Raw genomic sequence first — 15,428 nt, 5'->3', positions numbered from 1 at the left:
CAGCGTTCAGTGTAAGGGTTGAGCAAGTTACGCGACGAGTGAAGCCCTGACCTTCTGGCGACACCACGTCTCCGTCAGCGCATGACAGTTGGGGCACAGATACCGGAGATTCTCCCGGCGATTGTCCCGCCAGTCTCCGTTGACGTGGTCGATCTGCAGCGTGATCGACTGCCCCAGCCACTCACCCGTGTTGCCGCAGGTCTCGCAGGAATACGGCACTCCGACCTCGGTCAGTGCCCGGTGAAGCTGGGATCTGTTGGTTCGCCCCGCGTCGGAGGGCAGGACGACAAGTACTCGCTGCGCGATGGGCTGGGGCGCCGGCCGATCCGGGTGTGCCCACGTCCGGCGCTTGAAGTGGCCCGTGTCGAGACCGAGCCGGGTTGTCGCGCGCCGGACTCGTCGATGATTGGTGTCGTTGACCTCCAGGCCGAGGCCTCGCACTACGTCGGCGTAGCTGGTGGAACGCGGCACGAGGGCGCGGAGCAAGTCGTCGGGGATCGAAACGCGCTGATGCGCGAAGTGCCGCATGTCGATGCCCTCGGCATGCAGCATGCGGCTGAGCGTCGCGCGCGAGCGGCTGTCGTCCGGCACACCCAGGGCGCGAGCCACGCCGCGCACACTGGCCGCCGTTGCTGCAGCCGCCCTGAGTTGTTTGGTGGTGAAAGGGAGGTCCAATTCAGGTCGGTTGATGCCCGGGAAGTGGCTGATGTCGATGCCCGCGGCATGAATACGGCGGCGAATGTGGGACAGGGTGCCAGTGGCTGGGGTGGCTCCCAGCTTCAATGCGACCTCGCGCAATGAGGATGAGGAGGCGGCGGCTTCAGCGATAGCGGCGTCTGGGTACTTGCGCCAAGGGCTGCGCTTGACGAAGTGGCTCGTGTCGAGGCCGTGCTCCGCAACCTTCTCCTGCAGCACACGCCGTTGCCCTCCGCTGGTCCTGAGGCCGAGCCGCCGCATGAGATCCGTCCAGTTGCGCGCCTCGGCTACGACTGGTGTGAGTTGTTCCTTGCCGTACGGGTTCTGCACGTCCGATCCTCCTGATGTCGGCCACACGTTCGCGACCTCGTACGGAGTAACGAACCGCTTATTCGACAGTCACGCCCGAAACGTAAAGCGGCCCGCACCCGGCATTCCGGTGCGAGCCGCTCGGCAGGGGAAACGGGCAGGCTCAGATGCCCAGGTCCTTGATGATCTTCGCCACGTGGCCGGTCGCCCGGACGTTGTACAGGGCCCGCTCGACCTTGCCGTCCTCGTCCACGACGATCGTGGAGCGGATGACGCCCATGTAGGTCTTGCCGTAGTTCTTCTTCTCGCCGTAGGCGCCGTAGGCCTCGGTGACGGTCTTCTCCGGGTCGGCGAGGAGGGTGACCTTGAGGGATTCCTTCTCGCGGAATTTCGCCAGCTTCTCCGGGGCGTCCGGGGAGATGCCGAGGACGTCGTAGCCCGCGCCGGCCAGCACCTCCAGGTTGTCGGTGAAGTCGCAGGCCTGCTTCGTGCAGCCGGGGGTCAGGGCGGCCGGGTAGAAGTAGACGATGACCTTGCGGCCCTTGTGGGCGGAGAGGGATACGTCGTTGCCGTCGGCGTCGGGGAGGGTGAAGGCGGGGGCCACGTCCCCGGGCTGGAGTCGCTCGCTCATTGGGTCAGCGTAACCGGGGGTCCTGACAGTGCGGGCGCGGCCGGAACTGACAGACTGTCCAGGACAAGTAGCAGCGACCCCGGAGGCTCTACCGTGGCGGACACGTCGGACATCAGAACCCCGGCGCAGATCGAGGCGGACATCAAGCGCCGCCGCGAGGTGCTGGCAGACACGCTCGACGAGATCGGGGTGCGGGTGCACCCGAAGACGATCGTCGGCGACGCCAAGGCCAAAGTCGTCTCCAACATCGACCACACGCTCGGGCGGGCGTACGTCTCCGTCAACAAGGCGGTCACGGACGTGAAGGCCCAGTTCGTGGACGAGGGGGGCGCTCCTCGTCTGGAGCGCGTCCTGCCCGTCGCCCTCGTCGCCGTGGGACTCGTGGGGCTGCTCGCCCTGGGAACCCGGCGCCGCAAGGGCTGACCCGGCCGCGTACACGGGCGTCGAGGACAGGTAGGTTCAGTGGCGTGAGCGCCAAGAGAAACGACATCCCACAGGACAAGCTGCCCATCCGGATGCTGCACGACCGCGTACTCGTGCGGCAGGAGAACGGTGAGGGCGAGCGGCGGTCGGGAGGCGGCATCCTGATTCCCGCCACCGCGGCCGTCGGACGCCGGCTGGCGTGGGCCGAGGTCGTCGCCGTGGGGCAGAACGTACGGACCGTGGAGCCGGGTGACCGGGTGCTGTACGACCCCGAGGACCGGGCCGAGGTCGAGGTGCGCGGGACCGGTTATGTCCTCATGCGTGAGCGTGATCTGCACGCGGTGGCGGCCGACCGGTTCGAGGGCTCCGAGGACTCGACGGGCCTGTACCTGTAGACCGACTATTTGTGGATCGACGCGAGAGGGGCCGGTGACAGCAGTCACCGGCCCCTCGCCGTGCCGTGGGACGTTCAGTCCCGTCTGGTCGTGCTCACCAGGCCCGCGCCTTCCGTGGTCGCCCCGCCGCTCGGTGTGTCTCCGGTGGTGCCGCCGTTCGTCTCGCCCGTCGTGCCGCCGTCGGTGGTGCCGCCGTCGGTCGTGGTGCCGCCGTTCGTGGTGCCCCCCGTGGTCCCGCCGGTGGCCGTGCCGCCGTCGGTCGTGCCCCCGGTGGTGCCGCCCGTCGCGGTGGTGCCGCCGTTCGTCTCGCCCGTCGTGCCGCCGTTGTCCTGGCCCCGGGTCTGCCCCTGGGTCTGGCCCCCGGTGTCCTGGCCGCCGGTGGTGTCGCCCGTGGTGCCGCCGTCGTCCTCGCCGCCCGTGGTCGGGTCGACGGGGGCCTGGCTGCTCGGCGCCTGGGTCTCGGCGCCCGGCTGGAGTTCGAGGTCGAACTCGCCGGCCGGCTTCCCCTTGAGGGCGGACTTGGTGTACTGCGCCCAGATCTCGGCGGGCGGTCCGCCGCCGTTGACGCGCTGCAGGCCCAGCGCGCCGTACAGCGACTTGTGCGCGGCGGTCACCGGGTCCTGGCCCATGACGGAGACGACCGTGGCGAGTTCGGGGGTGTAGCCGGCGAACCAGGCCGCGGTGTCCTCCTCGGCGGTGCCGGTCTTGCCCGCGGCGGGGCGGTCCGCGCCCTGGGCGGCGGTGGCGGTGCCGTTCTCGACGACGCTCTGGAGGATCGAGGTGGTGGTGTCGGCGGCCTCGCGGCTGACGGCCTGCTCGGTCTTCTGCCGGGGCAGCTCGACGGTCTCCGCGTTGTCCTTGGTGATCTTGTCGATCATCGTGTACGTGCCGTGCCGGCCGTGGTTGGCGAGGGTGGCGTAGGCCTCCGCCATGTCGAGGACGCTCGCGGTGTTCACGCCGAGCGCGATGGACGGGGACGCCGTCAGGTCGGGGGTGTCGGAGGGGATGCCCAGGTCGATCGCGGTCTGCTTGACCTTGTCGGAGCCGACGTCGACGGCCATCTGCGCGTACACCGAGTTGACGGACTTGTCGGTGGCCGCGCGGACGGTGATGTCGCCGTAGGAGCCCTGGTCCTCGTTCTCGGGGGCGTAGGTGCCGCCGTTCCACCCGACGACGGGCCGCCTGTTGGTGCCGTCGTAGTAGGTGTTGGGGGTGATGAGCTCGCCGTCCTGGGTCTCGGAGTGGTTCTGGACGGCGGAGGCGAACACGATGGGCTTGAAGATGGAGCCGACCTGGAAGTCGCCTCGGGTCGCGCCGTTCGTGTACTGCTTGACGTAGTCGATGCCGCCGTACATGGCGACGACCTTGCCGGTCTTCGGGTCGATGGAGGCGCCGCCCGCGCGGACGTAGTTGTCGGCCTTGTTGTTCTTCTTGTCGAGCTTCTTCATCACCTGGTCGTTCACCGCCTTCACGAAGGCGTCCTGCTTGCTCTTCTGCAGGGTGGTGGTGATGCGGTAGCCGCCGGCTGCCAACTGGTCCTTGGTGAGGATCTTGTTCTTGATGATGTAGTCCTCGACCGCGTCCTTGATGTAGCCGCGCTGCCCGGACAGGCCGGTGGAGACGGTCTGCTCCTTCGGCATCGGGAACTTCAGCCCGGTGCGCTCGGACTGGGCGAGCCAGCCCTTCTTGACCATGCCGTCCAGGACGTAGTTCCAGCGGGCCTGGGCCGCCGCCTTGTTCTCGGGGTGCGCGACGACGTCGTACTCGCTCGGCGCGTTGACCAGCGCGGCGAGGTAGGCGGCGTGGGCCGGGTCGAGGTCGACGGCGTCCTTGCCGTAGTAGGCCTGGGCGGCGGCCTGGATGCCGTAGGCGTTGCGGCCGAAGTAGCTGGTGTTGAGGTAGCCCTCGAGGATCCGGTCCTTGGGCTGGGTGCGGTCCAGCTTGATCGAGATGAAGAACTCCTTCACCTTGCGGGTGACGGTCTGCTCCTGGGCCAGGTAGTAGTTCTTCACGTACTGCTGGGTGATCGTCGAGCCGGACTGCTTGCCCTTGCCGGTGGCGGTGTTCCAGCCGGCGCGGAGTATGGCCTTCGGGTCGATCGCGGACTCGGTGTAGAAGTCGCGGTCCTCGGCGGCGAGTACGGCGTGCTGGGCGTCCTTGGAGACCTGTGCGAGGGAGACGTTCTCGCGGTTGACCTCGCCGTCGCGGGCGAGCTGGCTGCCGTCGGCGTAGAGGTAGACGTTGGTCTGCTTGGTGGCGAGGGCGTTGGCCGGCGGGATGTTGACCATGGAGTAGCCGAGGAAGAACAGGCCGGCCAGGGCGATCAGGCCGAGGACGAAGGTCCCAAGCACCATCCGCCAGGTCGGGATCACCCGTCGCCAGCCGGTGCGCTTGGGCCGCTTGGCCTTCTTCTTCCCGTCGGGCTCTGCGGGCGCCTGTGGGTCTTTCGGTGCCCAGCCCTCGGTCGTCGGCTGCTGCGGCTGGTCGCTCATCTCGTGCACGGACTCCTGTTTCGCGTCGTACGTTCCCGTACGACCTCGTACGCCTTCTGCGTCCCCTGTTGAAGACTCTCGCACCCTGCGTTCCGTTCCCGGATATGGCGCGCGTCTCGCCCGGGAAAATGGCTGGCCCGCCCCGTCACCTGCGCAGTACGCTCCTGCGCTTCGGTGTCCGCGGGCCGAGGAGGGCTGTTGATGTGGGTTCCTGGCGGTTGTACGCGGCCGTCGCGGCAGGGGGATTCAGACGATACGCGACATATCGCGCGGCCACGTTCGCGGGGGTGTTCACCAACACCGTCTTCGGTGTGATCCTCGTCTACACGTATCTCGCGCTGTGGGACGAGAAGCCCCACCTGGGGGGCTACGACCAGGCGCAGGCGGTGACCTACGTCTGGCTGGGGCAGTGTCTCTACTCGACGCTGGCCATCCAGGGCGGCGGTGCCGAGAAGGACGTGATCGAGCGCATTCGCACGGGTGAGATCGCGGTGGACCTGTACCGTCCGGCCGACCTCCAACTGTGGTGGCTGGCGAGCGACTTGGGTCGTTCGCTGTTCCAGCTGATCGGGCGGGGCGTGATCCCCTTCGCGTTCGGCGCCCTGTTCTTCCCGATGGCGCTGCCCACGGACGCCACCTCGTGGCTGGCCCTGCTCGTGGCGCTGCTGCTCGCGATGGTCGTCAGTTTCGGGATCCGCTATCTCGCGGCCCTGAGCGTGTTCTGGCTGATGGACGGGATGGGCATCATGCAGGCCGTGATGATCACGGGCGTCTTCTGCTCGGGCATAGTGTTCCCGCTCAACGCCTTCCCGGGCGTCCTGGGCGACATCGTGCGGGCGCTGCCGTGGGCGGCGCAGCTCCAGATGCCGGCGGACGTGCTGATGGGGGAGACCGACCCGCTCGGCGCGTACGCCTTCCAGGCGACCTGGGCGGTGGTGCTGCTGGCGGCCGGGCGGCTGCTGCAGTCGGCGGCGACCCGGCGGGTGGTGGTGCAGGGTGGCTGAGACGTCCCGCCTGGGCGAGGGGGTGCGCGCCTACCGGCTGATCGCCGGCATGTGGATCCGGTCGGCCATGACCTACCGCACCTCCTTCGTCGTCACGATGTGCGCCAACCTGGTGATGACCGGCCTGGACTTCGTCGGGATCCTGCTGATGTTCTCGCAGGTCGACTCGCTGGGCGGCTGGGGGCTGCCCGAGATCGCCTTCCTCTACGGCCTCTCGGTGACGGCCTTCGGGATCGCCGACCTGGTGCTCGGTTCGATGGACGTGCTGGGCTCGCGGATCCGTGACGGCTCCTTCGACATCCTGCTGGTGCGGCCGGCACCGGTGCTCGCGCAGATCGGCGCGGACCGTTTCGCGGTGCGCCGCCTGGGCCGGATCACCCAGGGCACGGTGGTGCTGGGGTGGGCGCTGACCTCGGTGGAGGTCGACTGGAGTGCGGCGAAGGTGCTGCTGGTGCCGTTGATGGTGGTCAGCAGCGCGGCGATCTTCTGCGCGGTGTTCGTGGCGGGGGCGGCCTTCCAGATCTTCGCGCAGGACGCCTCCGAGGTGCAGAACGCGTTCACGTACGGCGGTACGACCCTGCTTCAGTACCCGCCGACGGTGTTCGGGAAGGACTTCGTGCGCGGGGTGACGTTCGTGCTGCCCCTCGCCTTCGTCAACTGGGTGCCGGCCTCTTATGTGTTGGGCAGGCCGTACCCGCTGGAACTGCCGGGGTGGGCGGCCTTCACCCCGCCGCTGGTGGCGGTGGCGTGCGCCGCGCTGGCGGGGCTCGCGTGGCGGGCGGGGCTCGGGTCGTATCGGAGTACGGGGAGTTAGAAGTGGACGTGGCGATGGACGCCTTCATTGAACTGGACCGCGTCGAGAAGGTCTTCGACGTCCGCAAGAAGACCGGTTTCCTCAAACGGGAGCGGCGCCAGGTGCGGGCGGTCGACTCGATCTCCTTCACCGTGGCGCGCGGCGAGATGGTCGGGTACATCGGCCCGAACGGCGCCGGCAAGTCGACGACGATCAAGATGCTGACGGGCATCCTGACCCCGAGCGGTGGCCGGCTGCGGGTGGCGGGCATCGACCCGTCCCGCGAACGCACCCGCCTGGCCCACCGGATCGGGGTCGTCTTCGGACAGCGGACCACGCTCTGGTGGGACCTCCCGCTGATCGACTCCTACCGGCTGATGCACCGCATGTACCGCATCCCGGACGCCCGTTACCGCGAGAACCTCGACCGCTGCGTCGAACTCCTCGAACTGGTCGACCTGTTGGACGTCCCGGTACGGCAGCTGTCCCTGGGGCAGCGCATGCGGGGCGACATCGCGGCGGCCCTGCTGCACGACCCCGAGGTGCTGTACCTGGACGAGCCCACCATCGGGCTGGACGTCATCTCCAAGGCCAAGGTGCGGGGATTCCTGCGGGAGTTGAACACCGAGCGGGGCACGACGGTCCTGCTGACCACCCACGACCTCCAGGACATCGAGCAGCTCTGCTCCCGCGTGATGGTCATCGACCACGGGCGCCTGATGTACGACGGTCCGCTCGCCGGCCTCCACGAGGTGGGCGAGAGTGAGCGCACCCTGGTGGTGGACCTGGAGCGGGAGTTGCCGCCGATCGTGGCGGCGCCCGCGCGCGTGGTGAGGGTGGAGGGGCCGCGGCAGTGGCTGGCGTTCCCGGCGTCCGAGTCGGCGGCGGCGCTGGTGGCGCGGGTCGCGGCGGAGTACCCGCTGGTGGATCTGTCGGTGCGGGAGCCGGACATCGAGGCGGTGATCGCCAAGATGTACGCGGGAGAAGCGGAGAAAGCGGTGTCGTAGCCGTGGGGTGAGGTAGCTCGTAGGCTGATGCGTATGACCGACGAACTCCCGGAACTCCGGGCTGCCGACGCCGATCGTGAGCGAGTCGCCGAGGTCCTGCGGGACGCCCTCGCGGAGGGACGTCTCGACATGGAGGAGTTCGAGGAGCGGCTGGACGCCACCTATCAGGCGCGGACGTACGGCGAACTCGCGCCGATCACCCGGGACCTGCCGGTCGGCCAGGTGGCCGTTCCCAAGGTCGACATGCAGAAGCGGCCCGAGCAGGACGGGAGTTGGGCATCCCGGATCGTCGGCGGCGAGGGCTCCTCGACGTGGGCCGTCGCCGTGATGTCCGGGTTCCAGCGCAGGGGGCGCTGGACGGTGCCCCGGCGGTTCAACTGCTTCGCCTTCTGGGGCGGCGGGGAGCTCGACCTGCGGGACGCGAACTTCGCCGCCGGCGAGGTCGAGATCAACTGTGTCGCGATCATGGGCGGGATGCAGGTGATCGTGCCGCCGGGGGTCGAGGTCGTGGTGCGCGGGATCGGGATCATGGGCGGCTTCGACCACCGCGAGGAGGGTGTGCCGGGGGAGCCGGGTGCTCCGCGGGTGGTCGTGACCGGGTTCGCGTTCTGGGGCGGTGTCGGGGTCGAGCGCAAGCTCAGGAAGGCCGACCGGCAGCGGCTGCGGGAGGAGCGGCGGCAGGAGCGGCTGGAGCGCCGATCCGCTGCGCGGGAGCTCCGGCGGGGGGATCGCTGAGCGGTCGGGGGCGGGTGCACGACCGTTGTGGCTGTCGCGCAGTTCCCCGCGCCCCTAAAAGCCCTCACCTGATCGCCCCTTCAGGGGCGCGGGGAACTGCGCGACAGCCCCCACCGGCCCGCGCTCACAAGCGTGCCGCCGTCGACCCCTTCAGGAACCGCAGGTCGAACGCGTCCGCCATCCGCTCGTACCCCTTGTCGTTGGGGTGGAGCCGGTCCCCCGAGTCGTACATCGCGCGGAGGCTGCGGGGGTCGTAGGGATCCCTCAGTGCCTTGTCGAAGTCGATCACCGCGTCGTAGACCCTGCCCGCACGGATCTCCGCGTTGACGGTCTGGCGGACGCCCTCGCGGGCCTCGGTCCAGGTGGTGCGCTTGCCTACGGGCATGAGGGTCGCGCCGACGACCTTGATGCCGTGCGCGTGCGCCTGGCGGACCAGGTCGCGCAGGCCGGTGAGGAGCTTCTGGGGATCGACGGTGCCCGGCGTGCGCAGGATGTCGTTGATGCCGAGGTCGATGACCACGATCCTGACGTTGGGGCGGTCGAGCACGTCCCGCCGGAAGCGGCGGATGCCGGCCTGGTTCTCCAGGGGGCGGCCCTTGGCGTCCGCGAGGACCCGGTTGCCGCCGATCCCCTCGTTGACGACGCTGTAGCGGGGCAGGTCCCGGCCGGTGGCGAGCGCGGTGCGCAGGCGCCGGTTCAGGAAGTCCGGCCAGCGGGCGTTCGCGTTCGCGGTGGAGTTCTTGCCGTCGGTCAGCGAGTCGCCGAAGGCGACCACCGTGCCGTCGGCCTCGTCGCTGAGCACGTCCAGCGCGGTGAGATACCGCCAGTGGTCGACCTGCTCGGTGTACCCCGTGCCGGTCTCGTCGGCGGTGAGGTCGCCGGGGCCGGCGTACGAGGTCTGCCGTGCCGTCGGGTGGTAGGTGACCGGGCCGGACAGGGTGGGGGAGTAGGTGGTGACGAGGACGTCGGCGCCCGCCGGGACGGCCAGGGCGACGGCGTCGCTGAGCACCTGCCCGCCCGCCGCGACGACGACCGTGGTGCTGCCGGCGAACGTCAGCCGCCGCGTGGTGCCCGCCTGCGCCGAGGGGGTCCCCGGACCGGAAGCGAGGGCGAGGGACGCGTGCGTGATGGTCAGCGCGGTCCGGCCGTAGAGATTGGACAGCGTGATACGGGCACTCGTACCGCCGACGCCGGCGTGGACGACGTTGCGGACGGAGCGGCCGGTCATGCCCTCGGTCCCGGTGCCGGGTTCGGCGCCGACCGGGGAGGCGGACCAGGTGGCGACCCAGACTCCGGCGGAGGCTGGAGCGGCGGAGGGGCGTACGGGCCCGGAACCGGACAGCGAGGTCCGGTCCGCGGTGCCGGTGCCGGCCGCCACTGAGACGTAGAGGGCGGTGGACAGGGCCACGATCAGAGCGACGATCGAGGCGAGCAGGGCGTAACCATGACGCCGAGTCATGTGGTGCTGTTCTCCTAGGGCGATGGGAGCCCGAGGCTCCGATCTGATGAACCCATGATGGGGCATGAACCCGAGGAGACGTGACGAGACCCCTCCGGTTCCCTCGTCCGGATCGACACCGGGAACTCTTGTTCTGTTCCGGGAGTCGGTCAGGAAGGGACAATGTGTGAGGGATCACCGAACGGGTGGAGCGGATGGAACGCACGAAACCTGAGGAAACGGCACCGGCCGACGTGGAGCCGCAAGTCCGGAGCGAGAGGGCCGTGACGTCCACGAGCCGCGCCGCCCCCGCCTCGCCCGTACGAGCGATGAACACCTTCAGCGAGGCCGACCTGGAGAAACAGCGCGGCGTGCGGCGCATGAAGCTCACCGCGACCGGGCTGCTGCTGTTCGTGGCCGTGGTGTACGTCCTCGCCAAGTGGGCGGACAACTCCGGGGCCGGTCCCTGGGCCGGCTATGTCGCCGCGGCCGCCGAGGCCGGCATGGTCGGCGCGATGGCCGACTGGTTCGCGGTCACCGCCCTCTTCCGCCACCCCCTCGGCCTGCCCATCCCGCACACCGCGATCATCCCCACCAAGAAGGACCAGCTGGGGGTGTCGCTCGGCGAGTTCGTCGGCGAGAACTTCCTCTCGGAGGACGTCGTACGACAGCGGCTGCGGGCCGTGGGGATCGGCAGCCGGCTGGGCGCCTGGCTGGCCGATCCCGAGCACGCCGACCGGGTCACGGCGGAGCTGTCGGCCGCGCTCAGGGGCGCCCTGACCGTGCTGCGGGACTCCGACGTCCAGGCCGTGGTCGGCGAGGCGATCACCCGGCGGGCCGACGCCCAGGAGATCGCGCCCGGCATCGGGAAGATGCTGGACAAGGTCGTCGCCGACGGCGGGCACCGGCGGGTCGTCGACCTGGTCGTGGCCCGCGCCCACGACTGGCTCGTGCTCCATGACGAGCAGGTCATGGACGCGGTGCAGGGGGGCGCGCCCGGCTGGACCCCGCGGTTCGTCGACAAGAAGGTCGGCGAGCGGGTCTACAAGGAGTTGCTGCGGTTCGTGACCGAGATGCGGGACATGCCGTCCCATCCGGCGCGCGGCGCCCTTGACCGGTTCCTGACGGACTTCGCCTCCGACCTCCAGTCCGACACCGACACCCGCGCGCGGGTCGAGCGGCTCAAGGGCGAGGTGCTGGGGCGCGGCGAGGTGCAGGACCTGATCGCGTCCGCCTGGACCGCCGTACGCTCGATGATCGTCTCCGCCGCCGAGGACGAGCGCAGCGAGCTGCGGCTGCGGGTCAGGGCGTCGCTGCTGTCGCTGGGCGCGCGGATGGCCGTCGACCCGAAGGTGCAGGCGAAGGTCGACCGCTGGGTGGAGGGAGCCGCGGTCTACGTGGTCACCACCTACCGGCGGGAGATCACCTCCCTGATCACGGACACGGTGGCCGGCTGGGACGCCGAGCACACCACCAGGAAGATCGAGGCGCACATCGGCCGCGACCTGCAGTTCATCCGGATCAACGGCACGGTGGTCGGATCGCTCGTCGGATTGTTGATCTACACGGTGTCGCGGGCGCTGGGGGCGTAGCCGGGGAGGTGGGGGGCACCCGGGTGGGGTTCGTTCGAGGATCGCTCGACGACTCGACGAGGAGGGAGCCCGTCCGTGACCACCGCCCACGCAGATACCGGCCGCACCGTGACGACCAACATCCCCGCCAGACTCGACCGGCTTCCTTGGTCACGCTGGCACTGGACGATCGTCATCGGACTCGGCACCGTGTGGATCCTCGACGGCCTGGAGGTCACGGTCGTCGGCAACATCGCGAGCCGGCTGTCGGAACCGGGAAGCGGCCTGTCGATCACCTCCGGGCAGGTCACCGGCATCGCGGCGGCGCTGTACGTGGCGGGGGCGTGCGTGGGGGCGCTGTTCTGGGGGCGGCTGACGGACAAGTGGGGCCGCAAGAAGCTGTTCATGATCACGCTGGCGGTGTATCTGGCGGCCACGGCGCTGACGGCGGTGTCCTTCGAGTCGTGGTGGTTCTTCGCGTTCCGCTTTCTGACCGGGTTCGGGATCGGCGGGGAGTACGCGGCGATCAACTCCGCGATCGACGAGCTGATCCCGGCGCAGTACCGGGGCCGGGTCGACCTGATGATCAACGGGAGTTTCTGGCTGGGGGCGGTGGGCGGCTCCCTGCTGTCGATCGTCGCGCTGAACACGGACTTCTTCGCGAAGGACGTGGGGTGGCGGCTGACGTTCGCGCTGGGGGCGGTGCTGGCGTTCGTGATTCTGCTGGTGCGGCGGCATGTGCCGGAGAGTCCGCGGTGGCTGCTGATCCACGGGCGGGACGAGGAGGCCGAGCGGATCGTCTCGTCGATCGAGGAGCGGGTGGAGGCGGAGCGGGGGGCCGATCTGCCGCGGCCCGAAGGCGAGCTCACGATCCGTCAGCGGCGGAGCGTGACGTTCGTGGAGATCGCTCGGACGGTGTTCTCGGACTACCGGCGCCGGTCGGTGCTGGGGTTCTCCCTGTTCATCGGCCAGGCCTTCCTCTACAACGCGATCACGTTCGGCTTCGGGGCGATCCTCACGACCTTCTTCGACGTGCCGACGGGGGACACCGGGTACTACTTCGCGGTCATCGCGATCGGCAACTTCTGCGGGCCGCTGCTGCTGGGGAAGCTGTTCGACACGGTGGGGCGGCGGGTGATGATCTCGTCCACGTATCTGCTGTCGGGGCTGCTGCTGTTCGGGACGGCGTGGCTGTTCGACCGGGGCTCGCTGAGTGCGGCCACGTTGACGGCGTGCTGGTGTGCGGTGCTGTTCTTCGCGTCGGCGGGGGCGTCGAGTGCCTACCTCACGGTGTCCGAGGTGTTCCCGATGGAGACGCGGGCCATGTCGATCGCGTTCTTCTACGCGCTGGGTACGGCGGCGGGCGGCATCAGCGGACCGCTGCTGTTCGCCGACCTGACGAGTACGGGGCAGGTCGGGGACACGGTGCTGGCGTTCCAGATCGGGGCGGGGTTGATGTGTGCGGCGGGGTTGGTGGCGGCGTTCTTGGCTGTGCGGGCGGAGGGGCGGTCGCTGGAGGACATCGCTAAGCCGCTGACGGCTACGTGATGTGGGGTGCGGGTGCGGGTTTGGGTTTGGGTGCGGGTTTGGGTGCGGGTTCGGTGGGGGCGGGCGTTTTTGCGCAGTTCCCCGCGCCCCTGGATGCCTGCGGCGCAGCTGCGGCCTCGGTGGGGGCTTGTGTAGCGCGTGCGGTGTGGTTGGGGTCGGGGCCGGGGTGGGGGGTATCCGTCCTCGGTCCGGCGGTTCTGCTGCTTTAGCTGTGCTCGGTGACGGACGCCGGCCGCTGCGGGCGGACACCCCCCACCCCGTCCCCTTGCCGCCGTACGCGGCTACCGGCCCGTCGTGGCGCGCGGTCGTGGCGGGGGAAGGTGTCGAACGGTCCCGTCCTGGTCGGCGTGACTGCACTTACCCAGGGGCGCGGGGAACTGCGCGACCAGCCACAACGCACCCGCACCCGCCCGACGACATCGCGAGGCACCCTGTTAGGCGCCCCGCTTACTTGCGATCGGCCACCGCCCACGACGCCAGGGCCACCGCCCCCGCCGCCCCGAACACCGCCGGCCACGCGCCGACCTTCTTGGCCAGTGGGTGGGACCCGGCGAAGGCGGCCACGTACGCGGCCGTCAGTGCCCCGGCCGCCTTCCCGCCGGCCCGTGCCCGCCACTGCTGGGCCGCCGCGGCCCCGGCGACGGCCAGTACCGCCCCGCCCAGCTGGCGCTTCCTCGTCCAGCGGGCCACGCCGTACCCGCCGAGGAGGCCGCCCGCCGCGACCACCGAGCTGGGAACCTTCGCCATGTCTGCCTCCTCGTCGATGTGCCCCGAGGCTAACTCCGGACCGGATCCGACGGGCGAACCTGAGTCGGAGCTTGTCAAGTTTCCTGGCTTCGAGCTATATAAGAAGGCGTAGGGCATCGCACCGCAGAGTCTGTGGAAAGGAGATGGACCGTGATGCTCATGCGTACCGACCCCTTCCGTGAGTTCGACCGGCTCACGCAGCAGGTATTCGGTTCCAACGCTCGTCCCGCCGCGATGGCGATGGACGCGTATCGGTCGGGTGACGACTTCGTCGTCCACTTCGACCTCCCCGGTGTCGACCCCGAGACGATCGACCTGGACGTCGAGCGCAACGTCCTGAACGTCCGCGCCGAGCGCCGTCGCCCCGCCCCCGAGGGCGCGGAGATGATCGTCGCCGAGCGCCCCACGGGCTCCTTCACCCGTCAGCTCTTCCTCGGCGACACCCTCGACACGGAACGCATCGACGCCTCGTACGACGCCGGCGTCCTCACCCTGCGCATCCCGGTGGCCGAGCAGGCCAAGCCGCGCCGCATCCAGATCTCGGGCGGCGACAGCGGCCGCAAGGAGATCAGCCGCTGACCGCGGCGGCCGAAGAACGAACCAGGCAGTCGTGCCCCGCGGGCCGGCCGAACCGCCCGCGGGGCGCAACGACCCCCAGGAGACCCGTACATGAGCGCACTCAGCGCGGAACGAGCGACCAGAACGACACGGTGGAGCGACCTCGTCGACGCCGTGCGGGATGCCGGGCAGTACCCGACCGCGGCGGAGGCGGAACAGGTCGTCCGCGTCGTCCTGTCCGCCCTCGGCGGCCATGTCACCGGCGACGAACGTGTCGACCTCGCCCGGGCCCTGCCCGAGGAGGCCGCCAGGCTTGTCGCCTCCCGGATTCCGCTCACCAGGCCGTTGGCCGCACCGGAGTTCGTGGACGCGGTGGCCGGCCGCATCGAGGGCGCGACTCCGGCGACGGCCCGCTGGCACGTCAGCTCGGTCCTGAGCGTGCTGCCGGAGCTGGTGGGCGACGAGCTCGTCGATCGCGTTCTGGCCCAACTGCCGTCCGGCTACGCCCTGTTGTTCGGCAAGGCGGAACTGGCCCGAGCAGCCTGACGCACCCGCCCGCTCACCCGGCCCCGCCCTCGCGCGCCTCCGCGCGCAGCCGCAGTTCCGACACATACGCGGAGGAAACGGCACAGCCGACGGCGGCGAGGGCGAGGCCCACGGCGGCCGGATTGACGTACGCGGGGATCACGTCGGCGGTGTAGCTGCCGCCGCCCGTCGTCTCGCAGTCGAAGGAGAGGGGGAGGTAGCCGACCGAGTAGTCGATGACCTGGGCGACCTGCTCGTTCCCGCGGCACGGGGGCAGCGGCGCGGAGCCCGTGCCGCCGTCCTCCGCCTCCAGGACCGCGCCGACGAGATGCAGCAGCCCCCACACGTACACGGCGAGCGCCCCGGCCCCCGCGAGCGTGGCGGTACCGCGCAGACGCGGAATCAACGACGACATCCCGGCCCCCTCACTGCTCGTTTCCGCGTCCGCAGAGTTCAGCAGGAGGGGAGGCGTACGGCTGTGGCGGAGCCCACACTTCCGGCAACAGGGCTGTCACAGACGGGACGTGGAAACGGCTGGCGCGAAGGGCACGGTTCG

At 69.9% G+C, this 15,428-nt stretch carries 15 protein-coding genes and 1 pseudogene; 10 read left to right on the top strand and 6 right to left on the bottom strand.

The window, feature by feature from the left end; genetic code table 11:
• Positions 1 to 27 precede the first annotated feature (27 nt).
• Positions 28 to 1,026 carry an HNH endonuclease family protein gene (locus H293_RS54305; RefSeq protein WP_063746937.1) on the bottom strand — a complete coding sequence of 333 codons (999 nt, stop codon included), beginning with the start codon at positions 1,024 to 1,026 and terminating at the stop codon, positions 28 to 30.
• A 142-nt stretch (positions 1,027 to 1,168) separates the two neighbouring features.
• Positions 1,169 to 1,636 carry a thioredoxin-dependent thiol peroxidase gene (gene bcp, locus H293_RS0128150; protein ID WP_020121170.1) on the bottom strand — a complete coding sequence of 156 codons (468 nt, stop codon included), beginning with the start codon at positions 1,634 to 1,636 and terminating at the stop codon, positions 1,169 to 1,171.
• A gap of 93 nt (positions 1,637 to 1,729) precedes the next feature.
• Between bcp and H293_RS0128145 the strand changes: the two genes are divergently transcribed.
• Both H293_RS0128145 and H293_RS0128140 read left to right on the top strand, forming a co-directional pair.
• Complete coding sequence (locus H293_RS0128145; protein ID WP_020121169.1) at positions 1,730 to 2,059, top strand: DUF3618 domain-containing protein; 330 nt, start codon at positions 1,730 to 1,732, stop codon at positions 2,057 to 2,059.
• Positions 2,060 to 2,103: 44 nt separating this feature from the next.
• A complete protein-coding gene (locus H293_RS0128140) occupies positions 2,104 to 2,454 on the top strand; it encodes a GroES family chaperonin (RefSeq protein ID WP_020121168.1) in 351 nt (116 codons plus the stop codon).
• Positions 2,455 to 2,528: 74 nt separating this feature from the next.
• Here H293_RS0128140 and H293_RS0128135 read toward each other — a convergent pair whose 3' ends face one another.
• Positions 2,529 to 4,946: a transglycosylase domain-containing protein gene (locus H293_RS0128135; protein WP_020121167.1), complete on the bottom strand. Its 2,418-nt coding sequence runs from the start codon at positions 4,944 to 4,946 to the stop codon at positions 2,529 to 2,531.
• A gap of 203 nt (positions 4,947 to 5,149) precedes the next feature.
• Here H293_RS0128135 and H293_RS0128130 point away from each other — a divergent pair, with 203 nt between their 5' ends.
• The 4 genes and pseudogenes from H293_RS0128130 to H293_RS0128115 form a co-directional block, all read left to right on the top strand.
• The gene (locus H293_RS0128130; RefSeq protein ID WP_020121166.1) at positions 5,150 to 5,950 is read left to right on the top strand and encodes an ABC transporter permease; all 801 of its coding nucleotides are present in this window, start codon (positions 5,150 to 5,152) and stop codon (positions 5,948 to 5,950) included.
• A complete protein-coding gene (locus H293_RS0128125; RefSeq protein ID WP_020121165.1) occupies positions 5,943 to 6,764 on the top strand; it encodes an ABC transporter permease in 822 nt (273 codons plus the stop codon). Before H293_RS0128130 ends, H293_RS0128125 begins: the two co-directional genes overlap by 8 nt.
• Positions 6,765 to 6,778: 14 nt before the next feature.
• Positions 6,779 to 7,750 (top strand): ABC transporter ATP-binding protein, encoded by a 972-nt coding sequence (locus tag H293_RS0128120; protein ID WP_033415752.1) that lies wholly within the window; start codon positions 6,779 to 6,781, stop codon positions 7,748 to 7,750.
• Positions 7,751 to 7,783: 33 nt separating this feature from the next.
• A pseudogene (locus H293_RS0128115) lies at positions 7,784 to 8,482 on the top strand (DUF1707 SHOCT-like domain-containing protein); the annotation flags it as partial.
• Positions 8,483 to 8,609: 127 nt separating this feature from the next.
• Here H293_RS0128115 and H293_RS0128110 read toward each other — a convergent pair.
• Positions 8,610 to 9,944, bottom strand: coding sequence for an SGNH/GDSL hydrolase family protein (locus tag H293_RS0128110; RefSeq protein WP_020121162.1), 1,335 nt, complete (start codon positions 9,942 to 9,944; stop codon positions 8,610 to 8,612).
• A gap of 308 nt (positions 9,945 to 10,252) precedes the next feature.
• Here H293_RS0128110 and H293_RS0128105 point away from each other — a divergent pair, with 308 nt between their 5' ends.
• Positions 10,253 to 11,515, top strand: a complete 1,263-nt coding sequence (locus tag H293_RS0128105) for a DUF445 domain-containing protein (RefSeq protein ID WP_020121161.1) — start codon at positions 10,253 to 10,255, stop codon at positions 11,513 to 11,515.
• 75 nt (positions 11,516 to 11,590) lie between these two features.
• On the top strand, positions 11,591 to 13,042 hold the full coding sequence (locus tag H293_RS0128100) for an MFS transporter (RefSeq protein WP_020121160.1): 1,452 nt from the start codon (positions 11,591 to 11,593) through the stop codon (positions 13,040 to 13,042).
• A 447-nt stretch (positions 13,043 to 13,489) separates the two neighbouring features.
• Here H293_RS0128100 and H293_RS0128095 read toward each other — a convergent pair whose 3' ends face one another.
• A complete protein-coding gene (locus H293_RS0128095; protein ID WP_020121159.1) occupies positions 13,490 to 13,789 on the bottom strand; it encodes a hypothetical protein in 300 nt (99 codons plus the stop codon).
• Between the two features lie 153 nt (positions 13,790 to 13,942).
• On the opposite strand from H293_RS0128095, the gene H293_RS0128090 reads away from it, so the two are divergent.
• Both H293_RS0128090 and H293_RS0128085 read left to right on the top strand, forming a co-directional pair.
• Complete coding sequence (locus H293_RS0128090) at positions 13,943 to 14,368, top strand: Hsp20/alpha crystallin family protein (RefSeq protein ID WP_020121158.1); 426 nt, start codon at positions 13,943 to 13,945, stop codon at positions 14,366 to 14,368.
• Between the two features lie 90 nt (positions 14,369 to 14,458).
• Positions 14,459 to 14,893, top strand: a complete 435-nt coding sequence (locus H293_RS0128085) for a DUF2267 domain-containing protein (RefSeq protein ID WP_020121157.1) — start codon at positions 14,459 to 14,461, stop codon at positions 14,891 to 14,893.
• A gap of 13 nt (positions 14,894 to 14,906) precedes the next feature.
• Here the strand turns inward: H293_RS0128085 and H293_RS0128080 are convergent, their stop codons facing one another.
• On the bottom strand, positions 14,907 to 15,287 hold the full coding sequence (locus H293_RS0128080) for a hypothetical protein (protein WP_020121156.1): 381 nt from the start codon (positions 15,285 to 15,287) through the stop codon (positions 14,907 to 14,909).
• Between the last annotated feature and the right edge of the window lie 141 nt (positions 15,288 to 15,428).

The sequence above is a fragment of the Streptomyces canus 299MFChir4.1 genome, assembly GCF_000383615.1.
GTDB lineage: Bacteria > Actinomycetota > Actinomycetes > Streptomycetales > Streptomycetaceae > Streptomyces > Streptomyces canus_C.
The sequence above is the reverse complement of the archived record's forward strand: the minus strand, read 5'-3'. Positions and strand labels throughout refer to the sequence as shown.